The organism is Ruegeria sp. BHSC037 (assembly GCF_059613045.1).
This window is the reverse complement of the sequence record NZ_JBXWRT010000013.1, coordinates 1-17942: the sequence shown is the minus strand read 5'-3', so window position 1 is coordinate 17942 and position 17942 is coordinate 1. Positions and strand designations below refer to the sequence as shown.

Here is a 17942-nt window from a genome sequence, read left to right as displayed (position 1 = left end):
TCTAATCTCAGGAAAAAATGCCGCTCCACCTAAAAATTGCAGGGAATTTGACTGATGGATAGGGATTTGGACAAGATCGACCAACGCATATTGGCCGAGCTGGAGGCTAATGGCCGCCTGCCCATAGTCGAACTGGCAGCGCGTGTAAACCTGACCAACACGCCCTGTTCTGAACGGGTGAAACGGCTTGAGAAAAACGGCTATATCACTGGCTACAGCGCGGTGATCGACAAAGAAAGGCTGGGGCTGGCGCACCTGACTGTGGTTCAGGTGTCACTGGCCGCCACGGCCGATCACTCTCTGGACCGGTTCAACGACGCGGTACGCCGGGTGCCCGAGATCGAGACCTGCCTGATGGTGGCGGGCTCATTCGACTATCTTCTGACGGTGCGTACACGCGACATCGCCCATTTCCGCATGGTGCTGGGCGAGAAGATCAACAAGTTGCCGGGAATTCACCAGACAAGTTCCTTCACGGTCATGGAGACCGTGAAGGAACCCGTCGGGTCAAAGACACGTACCGCCTAAAGGCGCATCATTCCGGGTCGGTGGCGTAGATCAGGCGTTCGTCACAGGGCGCGACGCGCAGGATGTTGGTCGAGCCGGGTACGTTGAACGGCACGCCGGCGGTCACGACGATCTGGTCGGACTGGCTGGCAAAGCCGCTGGCGCGCGCCGCGCGGGCGGCATTGACCACCGCCCCCTTGAAGCGTTCCAGTTCCGGCGTCATCACGCAGTGACACCCCCAGGACAGGCACAGCCGCCGCGCCGTGCCCCGCAGCGAGGTCATGGCGATGATCGGCACATGCGGTCGTTCGCGGGCGGTCAGCAGGGCGGTGGTGCCGCTTTGGGTAAAGCAGCAGATCGCCTTGATGTCGGTCTTCTCGGCGATCTCACGCGCTGCGGCGACGATGCCGTCGGCCACGGTCGTGCCCTTGGTGGCGCGCGAGGCAGCGATGATCTCGGCATAGGTCGGGTCGGCTTCGACCTCGATGGCGACCTGGTTCATGGTCTTGACCGCCTCGATCGGATAGGCGCCCGCGGCGGATTCGGCACTTAGCATGATGGCGTCGGCGCCTTCATAGATCGCGGTCGCCACGTCGGAGACTTCGGCGCGCGTGGGCATCGGGCTTTCGATCATGCTTTCCAGCATCTGCGTCGCCACGATCACCGGCTTGGCTGCTGCACGGCAGCGGCGCACCAGGCGCTTCTGGATCGGCGGCACGGCCGAGACCGGCAGTTCGACCCCCAGATCGCCGCGCGCCACCATAATCCCGTCCGAGGCATCCAGGATTTCCTCAAAGGCCTCGACCGCGGCGGGCTTTTCGATCTTGGACAGGATGGCGGCGCGTCCATCGGCAAGGGTGCGGGCCTCGAACACGTCCTTGGCACGCTGCACGAAGCTGAGCGCCAGCCAGTCGACGCCAAGTTGGCAGACGAATTCCAGATCATCCCGGTCCTTTTCCGACAGGGCCGCCAGCGGCAGCACCACGTCGGGCACGTTCACGCCTTTGCGGTTCGAGATCGTGCCGCCGATCTCGACCTTGCAGTCGGCAAAATCGGCGCCGCACTTCTCGACGATCAGGCGGATCTTGCCGTCATTGACCAGCAGATGCGCGCCGGGCTCGAGCGCCTGGAAGATCTCGGGATGCGGTAGGCAGACGCGGGTGGCGTCCCCCGGCGCATCATCCAGATCAAGGCGGAACGGCGCACCTTCGACCAATTCCTCGGCGCTATTGGCAAAGACGCCCACGCGCAGCTTGGGTCCCTGCAGGTCGGCCAGAATGGCGATCGGGCGGTCCACGTCCTTTTCCACCTGCCGGATTATCCGGTGGCGTTCGCGAATTTCGTCATGACTGCCATGGCTCATGTTCAGGCGGAACACGTCGGCGCCGGCCTCGTGCAGCGCGCGGATCGTATCATAGTCGTTGGACGCCGGGCCCAGCGTCGCCACGATTTTCACATTTCTCAGGCGTCGCATCGCGCTTGCTCTCCTTGATGGCCAAATGTTACCGCAAACAGTGTTCGGGTCGCTTATTGCGCAATTCCCTTTCCGAGGCAACTGCCCTACACCTGCGACAAACAAGATGACAGGCTCATGACATACACTCCGTTTTACGTGCACGGGGCGGATCGCCCGTCCCGCTGGCTGATCACGTGCGACCACGCCACCAACACCGTACCACCGCAGATCAACGGCGGCGACCTCGGCCTTCCGCGTGAGGACATGGAGCGCCACATCGCCTATGACGTGGGCGCCTACGAGGTGTCGAAACATCTGGGCGAGATCCTGAACGCGCCGGTGATCGCGGCCAATTTCTCGCGGCTGGTGATCGACCCGAACCGGGGCGAGGACGACCCGACCCTGTTGATGAAGCTGTATGACGGGTCGATCATTCCGGCCAACCGTCATGCCGACGCCGCCGAGCGCGAACGGCGCCTGAACCTGTGCTATCGTCCTTATCACGAGGCGCTGGCCAAGATGGCCGCCCTGCCCCACGCCGTGATCGTCTCGATGCATTCCTTCACGCGCCAGTTGCGGGGCCGCCCGCCGCGCCCGTGGCATGTCGGCATCCTGCACACCGCGGACGAGCGGTTCTCGGCCCCGCTGATCGACCGGCTGCGGGCCGAGGGGGATCTGTGCGTCGGCGTCAACGAACCCTATACCGGCGTACTGCCGGGGGATGCGATCGACCGGCACGCCACCGCCTTTGGCCGCCCCAACGCGCTGATCGAGCTGCGCAACGACCTGATCGCCGATCATGCCGGGCAACGCGCCTGGGCCGAGCGGCTGGCACCGATCCTGCAGGACGCGCTGGCCGCAAGCGGTCTGTAACGCTCGTAAAATCCGCGACCAAACGACGCCCGCTCTCTTGAGCGGCGCGCGGGCAATCCCCATTTTTTGGGGTGAAAGGAGGCCGTCATGACACCTGAAACCCTGACAGCCTTTTTCGGCTGGATGACCGTTCTGAACTTTGCGGTCCTGCTGCTGTCGACACTGATGGTGGTGGCCCTGCAGGACCGCATTGCCGCCATTCACAGCCGCATGTTCCAGATGGACAAGGCCGAGGTCAGAAAGGCCTATTTCAAGTATCTTGCAAACTACAAGATCCTGACCCTGATCTTCTGCCTGATGCCCTGGATTGCCCTCAAGCTGGTCTGAACCGGCGCGCGTTGTGCAATGGTCACGGGCTTGCTAGGTCTGGATCAAATCCCTCAAACCGGAGCCCGACCATGGACCCCAAGACCGAGATCGAACTGCAGGCCGCCGCTTTCCGCCGCCTGCAAAAACACCTGATGCAAGACCGCACCGACGTTCAGAACATCGACATGATGAACCTGGCCGGGTTCTGCCGAAACTGCCTGGCGCGGTGGTATCAGGAGGCCGCCAATGAAAAAGGCATCGAAATGGGCAAGGACGAAGCCCGCAAGATTTTCTATGGCATGACCATGGATGAGTGGAAATCCAAATACCAGACCGAGGCCAGCCCCGAAAAACAGGCCGCCTTCAAGGTCGCGTTCGAGGAAAACGTCGGCAAAAAAGACTGACGCCAAAACAAAAAAGGCCCGCCAGATCGGCGGGCCTTGGTGTTCAGATCGCTGCTTTGCGGCTTTCGTCCAGATAAATCTCGCGCAGCCGCGTGGCGATCGGGCCGGGTGTACCGTCGCCCAGCGCTACGCCGTCGATCTCGACCACAGGCATTACGAAAGCGCTGGCCGAAGTGGTAAAAGCCTCGTCGGCCTCTTTTGCTTCGTCGATGGTGAACAGGCGCTCCTCGACTTCCATCTGCGCCTCGGCCGCCATGCGCAACACCGCCTTGCGGGTAATCCCGTGCAGGATGTCGTTCGACAGCGGGCGGGTGACGATCTTGCCGTTCTTGACGATATAGGCGTTGTTGCTGGTGCCTTCGGTGACATACCCGTCTTCGATCATCCAGGCATCGTCACACCCAGCGGCCTTGGCCATCATCTTGCCCATAGACGGGTACAACAGTTGCACCGTTTTAATGTCGCGGCGGCCCCAGCGGATATCCTCGATCGAGATGATCTTAGCCCCTTTCCTGGCCGCGGGGTTGTCAGCCAGACCGGGCTTGTTCTGAGTGAACAGCACCAGCGTCGGCTTGGTGTCGGCCGAGGGGAAGACGAAATCGCGGTCGCCGTCGCTGCCTCGGGTGACCTGCAGATAGACCAGCCCCTCGTTGATGCCGTTCAGCTCGACCAGCTTGCGATGGATTTCGAGCAGTTCGTCCTTGCTGCAGGGTTCGGCCATCTGCAATTCGTCCAGCGACCGCTTCAGGCGCACCGCGTGACCCTCGAAATCGATCAGCTTGCCATCCAGCACGCTGGTCACCTCATAGACGGCATCCGCCATCAGAAAGCCTCGGTCGAAGATCGAGACCTTGGCTTCGGTCTCGGGCAGGTATTCGCCGTTCACGTAAACGGTGCGGGTCATGTCATATCCTTCTCGTCCTTGGGCTGCGCCCATTCCTCGCCACAGCGCGTCACCCCCAGAGCGCCGCCTGCGGCGGGTGTACGCCGGCCTCGTCGAAAACCAGCGGTGTATCGCGGTCTTCGGCCAACAGAAGCGGGCCGTCAAGGTCCGTCACCAGCGCCCCCTGCGCCACCAGTGTCGCAGGCGCCATCGCCAGAGAGCTGCCGACCATGCAGCCCACCATGATGCCATAACCCTCGGCCTGCGCCGCGCGGCGCAGTTCCAGCGCCTCGGTCAGACCGCCGGTCTTGTCCAGCTTGATGTTGATCACGTCATATTTGCCCTTCAACCCGGGCAGGCTGGCGCGATCGTGGCAGCTCTCGTCGGCGCAGACCGGAACCGGGCGCTCCAGCCCGATCAGCGCCTCGTCATCGCCGGCGGGCAGCGGCTGTTCGACCAGCGCGACGCCCAAACGCACCAGATGCGGCGCCAGATCGGCATAGACCTCGGCCGACCAGCCCTCGTTGGCATCCACGATGATCCGGGCATCAGGCGCCCCGGCTCGCACGGCCTCAAGCCGCGGCATGTCGTCGGGCGTGCCCAGCTTGATCTTCAACAGCGGACGATGCGCATTCTTCGCCGCCTGCGCCCGCATCGCGTCGGGCGTGTCCAGCGAAAGAGTATAGGCGGTGATCTCGGGCTTGGGCGCGGGCAGGCCGGCCAGTTCCCAAGCGCGCTTGCCCGCCCGCTTGGCATCAAGGTCCCACAGAGCGCAATCGACCGCATTGCGCGCGGCACCGGCGGGCAGCAGGTCCATCAGCGACTGGCGCGTGAACGTGTCGGGCAAACCGCGGATCTCGGCCTGGACCGACTCCAGCGTTTCGTCATACCGGGCATAAGGCACACATTCGCCCCAGCCTTGATGCGCCCCATCCGTCAGGCGCACCGTCAATACCTTTGCCTCGGTCCGCGACCCGCGCGAGATGGTGAACACCTGCGCCAACTGGAACACATCACGAGAGACGTCGATCTGCACGCGCCCACTCCTTTGTCATTGCAGTTTCCAGCGCCGGAGGCGGGTACGCCCGCCATCGGCGCCCCGGTTGGATCACATCGCGGCCAGCGCGTCCACCAGCTTGCCCGCGCCGAACCGGTACGGATCCGTAGCCGGCAGGCCCATCTCGGCCTCGACCTTGGCGATGTAGGCTTTCGCGTCCTCCTCGCTCAGGTGCTGTGTGTTGATCGACACACCCGCGACCTGGCAGGCAGGGTTGGCGACGCGCGCCAAAGGCAGGGCCGTATCGCGCAGCTGCTCCAGCGTCGGCAGGGAATACTCCGGCAGACCGCGCATGTGGGTGCGGGTCGGCTCGTGGCACAGGACCAGAGCATCCGGCTGACCGCCATGGATCAGCGCCATGGTCACGCCGGAATACGAGACATGGAACAGCGACCCCTGCCCCTCGATGTGATCCCAGTGATCGGGATCGTTCTCGGGTGTCAGGTATTCGACGGAACCGGCCATGAAATCGGCCACCACGGCGTCAAGCGGAACGCCCTGCCCGGTGATCAGAATGCCGGTCTGGCCGGTGGCGCGGAAGGTCGATTTCATGCCGCGCTTGCGCATCTCGGCATCCATCGACATGGCCGTGTACATCTTGCCCACCGAACAATCAGTGCCCACCGCCAGACAGCGCTTGCCGTTGCGTTTGCGCCCGTTGGCAATCGGATAGCCCACGGTAGGGACGCGAACGTCATGCAGGGTGCAGCCATGAGTCTGGGCCGCGGCCACCAGATCGCCTTCGTCGCGCAGCAGGTTGTGCAGGCCCGAAGCCAGGTCATAGCCCATTTCCAGCGCGGCGATCAGGACCTCTTTCCAGGCCTGGCTGATGACGCCACCGCGGTTCGCGACACCGATCACCAACGTCTTGGCGCCGGCGGCCTTACCTTCGGCCAGGGTCATGTCGGTCAGGCCCAGATCGGCCTTGCAGCCCTCCATCCGCAGCTGACCCACGGCGTTTTCCGGGCGCCAGTCCCGAATGCCGATCGCGACCTTGGCGGCCAATTGGTCGGGGGCATCGCCCAAAAACAGCAGGTACGGTGTCTCGATCATCGCGCGCTCTCCTTTTCTTCCGCCCCAACCTATTGAAGGCCGTCAACGAGCGTTTCTCATTTTCCTCCGACCTGCCGCACATCGAACGGAGAATTTTGCAAGATTCCCCCGAATAGCGCAAAAAGCTTCGAAATTTTCAAAATGATGAAACTTTGACCGCCGCGTTCCGGGGGCTACGCACAGCTTTCTGCAACAGCATTGCCGCAACTGCACAATCAGGCTTGCGCAGGGTCGCGCAATTTAATACCCAATTGCCAACTGAAATCGTAATTTCATTACCCAGCGAGGTGCCGATGAGCTTTCGTATCCAACCCGCCGCCCCGGCGCGACCAAACCGCTGTCAGCTGTTCGGCCCCGGATCCAACACCAAGCTGTTCCCCAAGATGGCCGCCTCGGCTGCGGACGTGATCAACCTCGACCTAGAAGATTCGGTGGCCCCGTCCGACAAGGACACCGCCCGCGCCAACGTGATCGAGGCGCTGAACACCGTGGATTGGGGCAACAAGTACATGTCGGTGCGCATCAACGGGCTGGACACGCCCTATTGGTACCGCGACGTGGTGGACCTGCTGGAACAGGCCAGCGACCGGCTGGATCAGATCATGATCCCCAAAGTCGGCTGCGCCGAGGATGTCTATGCGGTTGACGCTCTGGTCACTGCGATCGAACGCGCAAAGGGCCGCACCAAGCCGATCAGCTTTGAAGTCATCATCGAATCCGCCGCCGGCATCGCCCATGTCGAGGAAATCGCGGCCTCCTCACCACGCCTGCAGGCCATGAGCCTGGGCGCGGCCGATTTCGCCGCCTCGATGGGGATGCAGACCACGGGAATCGGCGGCACGCAGGAAAACTACTACATGCTGCGCGAGGGCCAGAAATACTGGTCGGACCCGTGGCATTGGGCACAGGCTGCCATTGTGGCCGCCTGCCGCACCCATGGGGTGCTGCCGGTCGACGGGCCGTTCGGCGACTTCTCGGACGACGAAGGCTATATCGCGCAGGCGCGCCGTTCGGCGACGCTGGGCATGGTCGGCAAATGGGCGATCCACCCCAAGCAGATCGCGCTGGCCAATCAGGTCTTCACCCCGTCGGACGAGGCGGTGGCCGAAGCGCGCGAAATCCTGGCCGCGATGGAGCAAGCCAAGGCCAATGGCGAAGGCGCCACCGTCTACAAGGGGCGGTTGGTCGATATCGCCTCGATCAAGCAGGCCGAGGTGATCGTGGCGCAGGCCGAGCTGATCGCCGCGAACGGTTGACCGACCCATCGAGCCCAAACGAAAAAAGGCACCCGATCGGGTGCCTTTTTTTGCAAGGTTCAAAGACCCTCAGCGGCCAAAAACGTCGTTTGGCGTCCAAGTGAACCGCTCGCCCTGCTTGCCCCATTTCATCATCAGGCAAGAGGTCCCGTATTTCTGGAAATAATTGATCTTGAGCGGATACCACCCGGCTCGCGGTACCTCGACCTCGGTGCGCTGGTTGGCCTCGCACCCTTGGCGCCCGTTGAAGTAGCCGATCTGCTGGCCGCCGACATAGGCATCGATCCCGTCATTCGACCAGGTTTCCAATTCATAGATGCCCGGCGAGTCAAAGCGGATGTAGCCCGTGATCTCTGCCGCCACGTTGTAGGCTTGATTGTAGGTCAGAACCGGGTCGCCCTCCTCGGTATCGCGATAATCAAGTCCCCGCAGCGGCGCGCCCGGCTGGGCCTTCTTCATCATCTGCTTGGCCTTGGTGACTGTTTGAATCTTGCGCGGCGGATTGCCCTCCCACGCATATTTCACGTTCAACCCGGACTTCAGTCCCGAAGGTTGCGGATTGGCGGGCTGCAGCTTCAGCGGCGCGGCGTAGGACGCGCCTGCCACAAGTGCAACGACCGCGGCAGCCACCCCCTTGCAAAAAACGTTCATCGTCATCTCCCTGATCTGCGCCGCTTGAACCAGGCCCAGCTTGATTGCGGCGATCTGCTTTGCGCCCAGACTACGGCGGGCCGGACTTTGCTGCAAGGCGCTGCGCCCATCCACCTGGCGATGGTTGCGTGAATTTGCCGCCCGCGCGGGACAAGCCGAGTTGCATCCGGGGCGACCTCGGGTCATATAGCGTGGAACTTTCGCGTTGAGAGGCGTCATGACCCAGTATCTGGATTTCGAAAAACCGCTGGCCGAGATCGAAGGCAAGGCCGAAGAGCTGCGCGCCCTGGCCCGCGCCAACGAAGAGATGGACGTGACCGAGGAAGCCGCTGCGCTGGACGCCAAGGCGGCCAAGCTGCTGGACGAGCTGTACCGGGACCTGACCCCCTGGCGGAAATGCCAGGTGGCCCGTCACCCCGAACGCCCCCATTGCAAGGACTATGTCGAGGCCCTGTTCACCGAGTTCATGCCCTTGGCCGGCGACCGCAACTTTGCCGACGACCTGGCGGTGATCGGCGGGCTGGCGCGGTTCAACGACCGGCCGGTGATGGTGATCGGACACGAGAAGGGCTCGGACACCAAATCGCGGATCGAGCGCAATTTCGGCATGGCCCGCCCCGAAGGCTATCGCAAGGCGGTGCGCCTGATGGACCTGGCCAACCGGTTCGGCCTGCCGGTGATCACGCTGGTGGATACGGCCGGCGCCTATCCCGGCAAGGGCGCCGAAGAGCGCGGCCAGTCCGAGGCGATTGCCCGGTCAACCGAGATGTGCCTGAAGATCGGCGTACCGCTGGTGTCGGTCATCATCGGCGAAGGGGGTTCGGGCGGGGCGGTGGCTTTTGCCACGGCCAACCGGGTCGCGATGCTGGAACACTCGATCTATTCAGTGATCTCGCCCGAGGGCTGCGCGTCGATCCTGTGGAAAGACGCCGAGAAGATGCGTGAAGCCGCCGAGGCGCTGCGCCTGACCGCGCAGGATCTGCACAAGCTGGGCGTCTGCGACCGGATCATCCCCGAACCCAAGGGCGGCGCACATCGCGATCGTCCGGCCACGATCAAGGCGGTGGGCAAGGCAATTGCCGACATGCTGAAAGAGCTGGACGGCAAGGATGCCGCCGTGCTGATCAAGGACCGGCGTCAGAAATTCCTGGATCTGGGCTCCAAGGGACTGGCAGCCTGAGCCGTCAGCCGCCCAAGGACTGCAACAGGCTGACCGAGGGTACACCCGTCACCGGCAGGCCGCTGGCGCGCTGATAGGCGCTGATGGCGGCCTTGGTGTTGTTCCCGATCACCCCGTCCGCGCCCTGCGTATCATAGCCCGCGGCCGTCAAACGGCGCTGCAGCGTCTTGCGGTCCTCGAGCGTCAGACCATTTTCATCCGGTCCGAATGACGCCTGGAACGGCCCTCCGCCCGCTATCCGGTCGGCCAGATGCCCGACGCCGATCGCATAGCTGTCGGAATTGTTGTAGCGCTTGATCACCTGGAAATTGCGGAACACGGCAATGCGGGGTCCGGGTTTCTGCGGCTGCAGGATAGCGACAGGCGTACCAGAACTGGCGGCCGGTGATCCGACCTCGCCACCCCAAGGCTGGCCCCGCACCCAGCCCGCGCGCGACAGGTAGGCCGCCGTCGAGGCCAGCGAATCCGTCGGGTCGTCGGACCAGATGTCTCGCCGCCCGTCACCTGTGAAATCGACCGCATAGGCCAGGTACGAGGTTGGGATGAACTGCGTATGCCCCATGGCGCCCGCCCAGCTGCCGGCCATCGTGTCGGGCGTCGTGTCACCGTTCTGCAGGATCTTCAGCGCCGCGATCAGCTGCTTTTCAAAGAACGCACTCCGCCGGCCATCATAGGCCAGCGTCGACAGGGCCGAGATCACCGGCACGTCACCGCGCCGCTCGCCATATCGGCTTTCCAACCCCCAGATGGCCACGACGATTTCCTTGTCCACGCCATAGCGCGATTCGATCTGGGTCAGCGTGCCATTGTGACGCTGCAGCATCTGGCGGCCCTTGCTGATTCGCTCGTCCGAAGCGGCGATGGCCAGATAGTCCTCGAGCGAGCGCTTGAACTCGACCTGATTGCGGTCGCGCTCGATCACGTCGGGCAGATACCCCGCGCCTCGGAATGCCCGGTCGATGGTCGCCTGCGAGATCCCCTGACCGGCCGCGCGGGCCTTGAAACCGGCAACCCAGGCGTCCCAGCCGGCGTTGGGCACCGGCTGCATCCGCGTGACCGTGGCGTGGGTCTGCGCCGTCCCGCCCGCGCAGGCCGTCAGCAGGCCGGAACCAAGCCCCAGTGTAAACATCCGTCGATCGATCATGGCTGGCATCTGCTCTTGTTCGTTGTTGCCGCCAGCCTAGCGCAACCGCCCTTCCGACGCCAGCTTGGCGCCGTGCGGCCAGCCAGATTTGCGCCTCTGCGCAGGTCTTTGCTCAGCTGACCAGCAGACGCAGACCCTGAGTGACGTCCGAGCGTACCGCCAGCCGCAGGCCAGGCTCGTCCCCGGCCTTGAGCGCGGCGATGATCAGCTTGTGATAATGCGGCGGTTCGGTCCGGCGCAAGCGGCCATAAAGCGCCCGCATGGTCGGCCCCAGCTGCAGCCAGACGGTTTCCGCCATGGCCAGCATCGCCGGCGCTTGTGCGCGCAAGTACAGCGTGCGGTGGAATTCGAGATTGGCGCGGATATAGCCCACCGCATCACGCTTGGTCACCATTTCCGCGACCGACATGTTGATGCTCTGCAGCCGGTCGATCAGGGCCATGTGGGCCCGCGGCAGGGCGCGGCTGGCCAGTTCGACCTCGAGCAGCGCCCGCAGGGCGGCCAGCTCCTCGATCCGGTCGTTGCTGAGCTCGGGCGTCGACACCCGCCCCGAACTGGACAGAAACAATGCTCCCTCGGCCACGAGCCGGCGCACCGCCTCGCGCGCGGGGGTCATCGAAACATCGAATTCCTTGCCGATGCCGCGCAGGGTCAGGGCCTGCCCCGGCGCGATTTCGCCGTGCATGATGCGCGACCGCAAGGCGCGATAGACCTGGTCATGGGTGGCGGATTGCGAGTCGGGGTTTCGGGCGGTCTGCATGGCTCCATGTGATCACAAATCCCGACGGGGTCAACCGGAGCCTGCCTCGAACCGGTACCGGTGCAGTTCGGCCCCGTTGTCGCGCAGCCAGCGCCGCGGTGCTTGATATGGGCCGAACAGACGCTCGACCTGCGTCCAGAATGCCGGCGAATGGTTCATCTCGGCCAGATGGGCCACCTCGTGCGCGGCGACATAGTGCAGAACCTCGGGCGGGGCCAGAATCAGCCGCCAGGAAAACATCAAACCACCCGCCGAACTGCACGACCCCCAACGCGACCGCGTATCGCGCAGGGTGAGGCTGGAATAAGCCCGGCCCAGCATCGCGGCATAGTCATCGCAGGCCCCGGTCAGGCGATCCCGCGCCAGCTCTTTCAGGAACCGGGCCAGCCGCCGGGCCTCGGCCCCCTCGGGCACGGCAATCCGGTCCGCCTCCAGGACGACGCGCCGCCTCTCCGCAGGCACGATTCGCCGGGGCACCCCCTCGACCGGCAGTGTCTGGCCGAATTGAATGACCGCCGGCTCGGGACGGGCGCGAAGATGCTGGCGGATCCAGTCTTCTTTCGTGCGAGCAAAGCCGATCGCCTCGGATTCGGGAACGCTCTGCGGGTAGGTCAGCGTAACCCGGCCGTCCAATTGCGAGATTCGCAGGCTGATGCGGCGCGCGCGCGCCGATTTCCGAAGCGTCAGGGCGACAGGCGGGTGGCCGGGCAGTGAATGTCGCCCCATGGTGCATTCTCCTTGGCGCAAAGGCTTTGACAGTGCCCGCCGCATGTGGCAGGTGACCTGAATCGTTGATACGACTCACCTGATATCAAGGGGAATTGACATGCCCAAGGAAGAATGGGGCGTAAAGCGCGTTTGCCCGACCACCGGAAAGCGGTTTTACGACCTGAACAAGGACCCGATCATCAGCCCCTACACCGGCGAGATCGTTGAATTGGAAACCGGCAAGAGCCGGATGATCGCGGCGGATGCCGAAGATGCCGCATCCGTCAAGGCCCGCGAGGCCGCGTCGGATGACGACCTGGTACTGGACGATGACGACGCCGTCGATGTCGATCTGGACGACGACATCCTGGAAGACGATGACGATGACAACGTCTCGTTGGACGACATCACCGACGTCGCGTCGGAAGATGAAGATTCCTGAATTGGCGTGGGCGGCACCCGGTGCCGCCCCGCCCGGATCGGCGCATCGGATCGAACATCGACTTTTTTGACAGATTTTCGATTTTTGCTCTTGCACTCACCGACGCCGTTTCATAAACGTCCGTCCACCGCTACGGCGGTACCGGAATGGGGCCTTAGCTCAGTTGGGAGAGCGCTTGCATGGCATGCAAGAGGTCAGGGGTTCGACTCCCCTAGGCTCCACCAAATTTTTCCGCAAAACCCGCTATCCGACCGTCGATGAGCCCATTTGGGCTTTTGGACGCGGTTACCAAGGTCGACGCCCGTTCTGACGTGACCGGCGCGTTCGGAACCGGTGTGGTGTGGCCTACGCCAAGCGGCCTGAGAACGTGACCGACGGCGACTTGCCAGCCGCCGCCCGTCAGCCAGGCACGTACCCTTGTGCCCTAGAACAGCTGAAGATCCTTTGCTCCGCTTCGGATCTCGGCGAGGTTCGGCATGTTCTGAACGACGACCGGCGCCGGAACTGTCCCAGGCATTGCCACGGTCGGTTTCGCCGCGACTGCCTTGCCGAAGGCCGGGCGATCCAGCTCTCCGCGGATATCCAGCAGCAAGGTCTTGTGGTCGGGCATCGTCTTGAGGATCTTTGCAAGATCCATCTTGGCCCCTTTCCACCATTGGAACCAGATCGGCTTTTTCAGCGGCCGCAGACGTTCGCGGATGCCGGGGCCGTATCCGGTGTCATAAACCTGCTTGCCCAGCAGAACCGTCTGATACACGCGATAGTCGAACAGGGTGGCGAATTCGATGTCGCGCTCTAGGGGCAGACGATTCTGCCACAGGTCGAGATTTTCGGCCAACCGATCCGGCACTTTCAACTGAGTGCGCGCGTCGATCCAGTACTGGTCATCCGTGCGATTGCCCAGACGATAATGCAGGCAGATGAACTCCAGAACCTCGTCATAGAGCTTGTTCATCTGCCGGTTGTACCGTGTCCTCAAAGAGGGCTCGATGGCCTTGGTCGGCAGATGTTCGGCAAACCAGCGCACCGCGTGATCGATCATGTGGATCGCGGTGCTCTCGAGCGGTTCGATGAACCCGCCCGCCAGACCGATCGCCACGCAGTTCTTGACCCAGGCGTTGCGCACGCGTCCGATCCGCATCGGGATCACGCGCGGAGTCGCGCCTTTGCCGCTGTCCCCCAACCATTCCAGGTATTCATCCGCCGCCTGATCGTCGGTCCGATGCGCCGAGGAAAACACATAGCCGGTGCCCACGCGGTTGAACAGCTGCACCCGCCATGTCCACCCGGCACCAAGGGCAGTGGCGCGCGTCAGGCTTTCGATCTTGTCCGGGTCGGGGTGTTCGATCTGCAACGCCATCGCGCGGTCGTTGGGCAGGTAATCCGAATAGTCCATGAAAGGTTCGCCAAGCGCCTGGTTGATGATCAGGCCGCGGAACCCGGTACAGTCGATGACCATTTCGATGTCATGACGGCCCTTGCGTTCGAGCATCAGGTGGCTGACATTTCCCTGCTCGTCCAGTTCGACCGACTGCACCTCGTCCTGGATGTGCTCGACGCCGCGCTTGGTGCAGACCTTGGTCAGCATCCCGGCAAATTTGACGGCATCCAGGTGATAGGCATACCCGAACCGCTGCTCGAACTCCGGCTGCCCCAGCGGCCGCGCGCCCTTGCACAGGCGACCCAGATCATCATGCGGTGCGATCGACTGGGTAAAATCCCGATCACCATTCCCGAAACGCAGGAAATATTCGGCGGCGTCCAGCCCCTCGATCATCTGGCCGTGGGCAAAGGGGTTCACATAGTCGATGCGATTGCCCTTGGCATCCTTGTTCCAGTTGCAGAACTTGACGCCCAGCTTGAAGGACGCATTGGTCTCGCGGAAGAAATCCCGCTCGGAAATGCCGGCCTGACGCAGCGTGACCGGCATCCGCGGCACGGTAGCCTCGCCAACGCCGACGGTTGCGATATTGGGGCTTTCGATCAAGCAGATACGCGGCCGGTCCTTTGGCGCCGATGTGCGTGAGAACACCATCTCAAGGATAAGCGCGGTCATCCAGCCTGCCGTGCCGCCACCAACGATGGTGATTTTGCTCAAACGGTTGTTCATGTGGTTCTGTCCCTGTTGGTTTTATTTTTGGGCGTTATAGCAGCATATCCCGCTTCCACGAAGCATCAAGGTTGGCCGCGAGCCGATGGGCGGGCCCTTGAGCAAAACGGTTCGTCTGAACAGGAAAGCCAAGTGCCTGAAGCGACGTGCCGGTCAATGACAGGGGCACCCCGAAGGATATTCAAAGGGCGCGGAATCTTTCGCCGACGAAAATCTTGGCCCGCCGGAGTTTGGGCTGTTTCCAGCTCCAGCACTCTGCAAAACCGGTCTTCACACGGACCGCGCATATCAATGGGTGTGCTTCATCCAGCAGGATATGACAGCGAAGTGGAGCATGCCCGCTTTTGTCGACGGACCGACGCGCGGTCGATTACCACACGCTCCACTTGCATAATTTTTGTTTCTCACTGCAGATGCGTTGACCAATCTTGGTGATGATGTACGCGCGCAGGTATGCCTGTCTTTCGAAATCTACGCTACTCCGAACTCTGACAGTCGGCATTTTTTGCTGGAAATGCGTCGCTGAAAGCAAGGCGCTTACACCTAATGCGGGATGGTCCGCTGCGCTTACGAGGTCCGGCTCATTCTTCCTGCGATTGCCCCTTGAAACCTGGCCCTGAAAGACTCACCGGCTCCTTAGCTCAACTGGATAGAGCTACAATAGCGCCCAATTCACGTACCTGATTGATATTAAATGGCTAAAAACTGGTAATATCACCAGAAAATTACCAAGTTGACTTGTCTACTGACATTGTCAATAAAAGCTCACCTGCGCCCACGTAATTCAACTGGATAGAATATCCGACTTCTAATCGGGCTGTTGGGGGTTCGAGTCCTCCCGTGGGCGCCACTCAACTAATTCTCCTGACGTTCGACATCCAAAGTCCGTTTTTCCGACAAAAAACGGGTTTTCTGGCGTACCCACTTCGTGGTGGTCTGGTTTGATTGTTAGTTCGTCGTGGGCCTCATCGACACCTTGGAAGCGGTTCTCAGCCAGCAGAGAGGCCAGAACATGTAAGTCTTTTGCCGCCGCGCAATCCGGCCGAATCGGTAGCACAGCCAGCAACACGAAGACCCAAATACGAACGATAGGACCTTTCTTCATGTTCGCGTCCTCACCAAAATCACCGGGTTCAAGGCTCTGCGCAGGTAAAGCTTGCCGGATCGCGAGGATCGCCCGCACCGTCATACTGCGCCACTTTTGGATAGGCACATACGGGACGCGCGCCGGTACCGTGACCCAATGTCTCGCGCCAGACCGCCAACACGCTGTTGGGCGCAACTCCGGTTTCCACCCACTCATCGATCACGTCGAGATAATCGACCCAATCCGGGCCTATACCGCCGGAACAGTGATCCACACCCGGCATGATGAACAACCGCACGTCATCCAAGGCACTGGGGTCATTTGCCAATACTTCCTCATAATACTGGATCGTGCCATAGGCAGTTGCTGCCATGTCGTTCCACGAGTTGAAAAGCAACAACTTGCCGCCTTGGTCTCGAAATGCCGCAAGGTCGGGGTCAGTTGCATTCAACGTCTGCGCGGCCGTCTTCACATCTTCGCGGAAAGTATCCCAGTCCTGTTCGGCATAACTCCAGTCAGGGTCGTGATAGACAAGGTATTGCAAAACCCCATTGCCGAACCCGAACAAAGCGTTTGGCATTGGCGGCAATTCAAATCCGCCCGCCGTTTCTACGCCCTCCTGGAAATGGCTCAGGTCCATGCCCACGTCCAGACCGCCAGTCATCCAGTTCCCCCAGCCTGACGGGCTAAGCTCACCGCCCACAGGGAACCCCGGAAAGAGCTGACCTTGCGGGTCTTTCGGACCATCGTAAATGGCATTGGCAGCGCCGATCTGCTCTTCAGACAGACAACCGCTGTTCTGACCCTCGGCACAAGCCAATGTGGATGCATCGAAGTCGCATTGGCGCGGGTCCATGAGGATGCCATCCTCAATGCCATCCAACGCATCGCATTGGGTCAGAACGGCCTCCCCAATCAGTTGCTGATCCTCAGGCCCAATCACGGCGCGCCCGAGATCGTTGGGGTCAGGAAACATGGCTTGGCTGATCTGCACCGCACCGGCACCCAGCGCGTGGGTCCAGTTATAGGCCGGCGCGCCTGCAACGATACCGTCGAAATCGTCCGGATAGCGCTGTGACTCCATCATTCCCTGCCCGCCGCCGCGCGAACATCCAATGAAAAGGTCGCGGGCACTGGGCTTACCGTAATATTCCGCTGTCAGCGCCTTGGCCGTGACTGCCGTTCGATGCACGGCTTGGTGGCCAAAGCTTACGACTCGCTCAAGGTTGTTCAGGGCCCAGCTTGCGTCGATTGGGTGACCTTGATGGCCAGTGTCGGTACCCACCGTGGCATAACCTTTCTGCAACGCACCATAGGCCAAAGCCACGTTGACGACCGAACCGACGAAACCACCACCACCACCCATGACAAATTTTCCATTCCACATGTCCGGCAACAAAAGCTCGAAATTGGTCTCGGTCCCGATCACCCCTGCAACCTTGCAATGAGCAACCGGTTCCGGCAGTTGCTGCACCGTTAGATATTTCACATCGGGAAGTGGTGGCAGCGTATCCACGCTACACTCGGATTGAGCCCATGCTGTTTGCGATATCGGAACAGCCAAACTTGCCAAAACCATTTTTCTAAAAAAATTCACTAATCTTCCCCCGTTTTGCGCAAACGCAAAGAATTCTGCACGTTGGCAAAAATATCAAAATGATATGTATCAAAGAATTTTCCGAATCAAAGCGTGGCAGTCGAATCAAAGCGTGGCAGTCAATGTCCACGTAAGGCTCTTGCCAACGACTTGACCTGATCAACGAAAACTATTCGGCGCTTTTCTTGCTGAAACCACGTTTTGTTCAGGAGAGCCCCAAGAAAGTCCCTTCGGGCTCCCTGTCACAGAATTGCCACACACCCATTTACCGCTCCTGCTGCTTCCACAGGAGTTTGCGGAACGCCAAAAGCCCCGCGTGATGCGAGGCTAATCATTTGTATTTGCGAGTATATATTGGTTGCGGGGAGAGGATTTGAACCTCTGACCTTCAGGTTATGAGCCTGACGAGCTACCTGGCTGCTCCACCCCGCGCCATTTTTTTGGCGTTCGGCCTGCAGAGATTTT

17 protein-coding genes and 3 tRNA genes are annotated in these 17942 nt (G+C 61.7%); 9 read left to right on the top strand and 11 right to left on the bottom strand.

Going from position 1 to position 17942, the window contains the following annotated elements:
* The first annotated feature begins 54 nt into the window (after positions 1-54).
* Entirely contained in the window at positions 55-528 is a 474-nt protein-coding gene (locus tag AC2FMN_RS13280) for an Lrp/AsnC family transcriptional regulator (RefSeq protein WP_496688703.1), read from the top strand.
* Between the two features lie 7 nt (positions 529-535).
* Here the strand turns inward: AC2FMN_RS13280 and pyk are convergent, their stop codons facing one another.
* The gene (gene pyk / locus AC2FMN_RS13275) at positions 536-1981 is read right to left on the bottom strand and encodes a pyruvate kinase (RefSeq protein WP_496688701.1); all 1446 of its coding nucleotides are present in this window, start codon (positions 1979-1981) and stop codon (positions 536-538) included.
* 117 nt (positions 1982-2098) lie between these two features.
* On the opposite strand from pyk, the gene AC2FMN_RS13270 reads away from it, so the two are divergent.
* The 3 genes from AC2FMN_RS13270 (at position 2099) to AC2FMN_RS13260 (ending at position 3549) form a co-directional block, all read left to right on the top strand.
* The gene (locus AC2FMN_RS13270) at positions 2099-2836 is read left to right on the top strand and encodes an N-formylglutamate amidohydrolase (RefSeq protein ID WP_490361237.1); all 738 of its coding nucleotides are present in this window, start codon (positions 2099-2101) and stop codon (positions 2834-2836) included.
* Positions 2837-2923: 87 nt separating this feature from the next.
* Positions 2924-3163, top strand: a complete 240-nt coding sequence (locus AC2FMN_RS13265) for a DUF6868 family protein (protein WP_496679444.1) — start codon at positions 2924-2926, stop codon at positions 3161-3163.
* Between the two features lie 71 nt (positions 3164-3234).
* The gene (locus AC2FMN_RS13260; RefSeq protein ID WP_496679446.1) at positions 3235-3549 is read left to right on the top strand and encodes a DUF1244 domain-containing protein; all 315 of its coding nucleotides are present in this window, start codon (positions 3235-3237) and stop codon (positions 3547-3549) included.
* A gap of 43 nt (positions 3550-3592) precedes the next feature.
* Here the strand turns inward: AC2FMN_RS13260 and AC2FMN_RS13255 are convergent, their stop codons facing one another.
* The 3 genes from AC2FMN_RS13255 to dgcN all read right to left on the bottom strand — a co-directional run bounded on the left by AC2FMN_RS13255 (position 3593) and on the right by dgcN (position 6542).
* Entirely contained in the window at positions 3593-4453 is an 861-nt protein-coding gene (locus AC2FMN_RS13255) for a D-amino-acid transaminase (protein ID WP_496679448.1), read from the bottom strand.
* A gap of 49 nt (positions 4454-4502) precedes the next feature.
* A complete protein-coding gene (dgcA, locus tag AC2FMN_RS13250; protein ID WP_496688699.1) occupies positions 4503-5468 on the bottom strand; it encodes an N-acetyl-D-Glu racemase DgcA in 966 nt (321 codons plus the stop codon).
* 72 nt (positions 5469-5540) lie between these two features.
* Positions 5541-6542 carry an N-acetyltransferase DgcN gene (gene dgcN, locus AC2FMN_RS13245; RefSeq protein ID WP_496679450.1) on the bottom strand — a complete coding sequence of 334 codons (1002 nt, stop codon included), beginning with the start codon at positions 6540-6542 and terminating at the stop codon, positions 5541-5543.
* Positions 6543-6835: 293 nt separating this feature from the next.
* Between dgcN and AC2FMN_RS13240 the strand changes: the two genes are divergently transcribed.
* Positions 6836-7798 carry an L-malyl-CoA/beta-methylmalyl-CoA lyase gene (locus AC2FMN_RS13240; protein ID WP_170453006.1) on the top strand — a complete coding sequence of 321 codons (963 nt, stop codon included), beginning with the start codon at positions 6836-6838 and terminating at the stop codon, positions 7796-7798.
* A gap of 69 nt (positions 7799-7867) precedes the next feature.
* Here AC2FMN_RS13240 and AC2FMN_RS13235 read toward each other — a convergent pair whose 3' ends face one another.
* The gene (locus AC2FMN_RS13235; protein ID WP_496679453.1) at positions 7868-8449 is read right to left on the bottom strand and encodes a PA14 domain-containing protein; all 582 of its coding nucleotides are present in this window, start codon (positions 8447-8449) and stop codon (positions 7868-7870) included.
* A gap of 217 nt (positions 8450-8666) precedes the next feature.
* Here AC2FMN_RS13235 and AC2FMN_RS13230 point away from each other — a divergent pair, with 217 nt between their 5' ends.
* Positions 8667-9629, top strand: coding sequence for an acetyl-CoA carboxylase carboxyltransferase subunit alpha (locus AC2FMN_RS13230; RefSeq protein WP_496688697.1), 963 nt, complete (start codon positions 8667-8669; stop codon positions 9627-9629).
* A gap of 4 nt (positions 9630-9633) precedes the next feature.
* On the opposite strand, the gene AC2FMN_RS13225 is transcribed toward AC2FMN_RS13230, so the two are convergent.
* From AC2FMN_RS13225 to AC2FMN_RS13215, 3 genes are all read right to left on the bottom strand, one after another.
* On the bottom strand, positions 9634-10773 hold the full coding sequence (locus AC2FMN_RS13225) for a lytic murein transglycosylase (protein WP_496688695.1): 1140 nt from the start codon (positions 10771-10773) through the stop codon (positions 9634-9636).
* 112 nt (positions 10774-10885) lie between these two features.
* Complete coding sequence (locus AC2FMN_RS13220; protein WP_490361228.1) at positions 10886-11533, bottom strand: FCD domain-containing protein; 648 nt, start codon at positions 11531-11533, stop codon at positions 10886-10888.
* Between the two features lie 30 nt (positions 11534-11563).
* The gene (locus tag AC2FMN_RS13215; protein WP_496688693.1) at positions 11564-12259 is read right to left on the bottom strand and encodes a M48 family metallopeptidase; all 696 of its coding nucleotides are present in this window, start codon (positions 12257-12259) and stop codon (positions 11564-11566) included.
* 100 nt (positions 12260-12359) lie between these two features.
* Here AC2FMN_RS13215 and AC2FMN_RS13210 point away from each other — a divergent pair, with 100 nt between their 5' ends.
* Positions 12360-12683, top strand: a complete 324-nt coding sequence (locus AC2FMN_RS13210) for a TIGR02300 family protein (RefSeq protein WP_496679461.1) — start codon at positions 12360-12362, stop codon at positions 12681-12683.
* A gap of 148 nt (positions 12684-12831) precedes the next feature.
* A tRNA-Ala gene (locus tag AC2FMN_RS13205) sits at positions 12832-12907 on the top strand.
* A gap of 200 nt (positions 12908-13107) precedes the next feature.
* Here the strand turns inward: AC2FMN_RS13205 and AC2FMN_RS13200 are convergent.
* Positions 13108-14793, bottom strand: a complete 1686-nt coding sequence (locus AC2FMN_RS13200; protein ID WP_496688691.1) for a tryptophan halogenase family protein — start codon at positions 14791-14793, stop codon at positions 13108-13110.
* Positions 14794-15566: 773 nt separating this feature from the next.
* On the opposite strand from AC2FMN_RS13200, the gene AC2FMN_RS13195 reads away from it, so the two are divergent.
* Positions 15567-15643 (top strand) — tRNA-Arg (locus AC2FMN_RS13195).
* A gap of 283 nt (positions 15644-15926) precedes the next feature.
* On the opposite strand, the gene AC2FMN_RS13190 is transcribed toward AC2FMN_RS13195, so the two are convergent.
* Together AC2FMN_RS13190 and AC2FMN_RS13185 are read right to left on the bottom strand one after the other, a co-directional pair.
* Positions 15927-17396, bottom strand: a complete 1470-nt coding sequence (locus AC2FMN_RS13190) for a tannase/feruloyl esterase family alpha/beta hydrolase (protein ID WP_496679523.1) — start codon at positions 17394-17396, stop codon at positions 15927-15929.
* A 436-nt stretch (positions 17397-17832) separates the two neighbouring features.
* A tRNA-Met gene (locus AC2FMN_RS13185) sits at positions 17833-17909 on the bottom strand.
* Positions 17910-17942 lie beyond the last annotated feature (33 nt).

Coding starts and splice junctions, on each gene's coding strand:
- AC2FMN_RS13280 (WP_496688703.1), top strand. CDS start 55: ATGGATAGGGATTTGGACAAGATCGACCAACGCATATTGGCCGAGCTG.
- pyk (WP_496688701.1), bottom strand. CDS start 1,981: ATGCGACGCCTGAGAAATGTGAAAATCGTGGCGACGCTGGGCCCGGCG.
- AC2FMN_RS13270 (WP_490361237.1), top strand. CDS start 2,099: ATGACATACACTCCGTTTTACGTGCACGGGGCGGATCGCCCGTCCCGC.
- AC2FMN_RS13265 (WP_496679444.1), top strand. CDS start 2,924: ATGACACCTGAAACCCTGACAGCCTTTTTCGGCTGGATGACCGTTCTG.
- AC2FMN_RS13260 (WP_496679446.1), top strand. CDS start 3,235: ATGGACCCCAAGACCGAGATCGAACTGCAGGCCGCCGCTTTCCGCCGC.
- AC2FMN_RS13255 (WP_496679448.1), bottom strand. CDS start 4,453: ATGACCCGCACCGTTTACGTGAACGGCGAATACCTGCCCGAGACCGAA.
- dgcN (WP_496679450.1), bottom strand. CDS start 6,542: ATGATCGAGACACCGTACCTGCTGTTTTTGGGCGATGCCCCCGACCAA.
- AC2FMN_RS13240 (WP_170453006.1), top strand. CDS start 6,836: ATGAGCTTTCGTATCCAACCCGCCGCCCCGGCGCGACCAAACCGCTGT.
- AC2FMN_RS13235 (WP_496679453.1), bottom strand. CDS start 8,449: ATGAACGTTTTTTGCAAGGGGGTGGCTGCCGCGGTCGTTGCACTTGTG.
- AC2FMN_RS13230 (WP_496688697.1), top strand. CDS start 8,667: ATGACCCAGTATCTGGATTTCGAAAAACCGCTGGCCGAGATCGAAGGC.
- AC2FMN_RS13225 (WP_496688695.1), bottom strand. CDS start 10,773: ATGATCGATCGACGGATGTTTACACTGGGGCTTGGTTCCGGCCTGCTG.
- AC2FMN_RS13220 (WP_490361228.1), bottom strand. CDS start 11,533: ATGCAGACCGCCCGAAACCCCGACTCGCAATCCGCCACCCATGACCAG.
- AC2FMN_RS13215 (WP_496688693.1), bottom strand. CDS start 12,259: ATGGGGCGACATTCACTGCCCGGCCACCCGCCTGTCGCCCTGACGCTT.
- AC2FMN_RS13210 (WP_496679461.1), top strand. CDS start 12,360: ATGCCCAAGGAAGAATGGGGCGTAAAGCGCGTTTGCCCGACCACCGGA.
- AC2FMN_RS13200 (WP_496688691.1), bottom strand. CDS start 14,793: ATGAACAACCGTTTGAGCAAAATCACCATCGTTGGTGGCGGCACGGCA.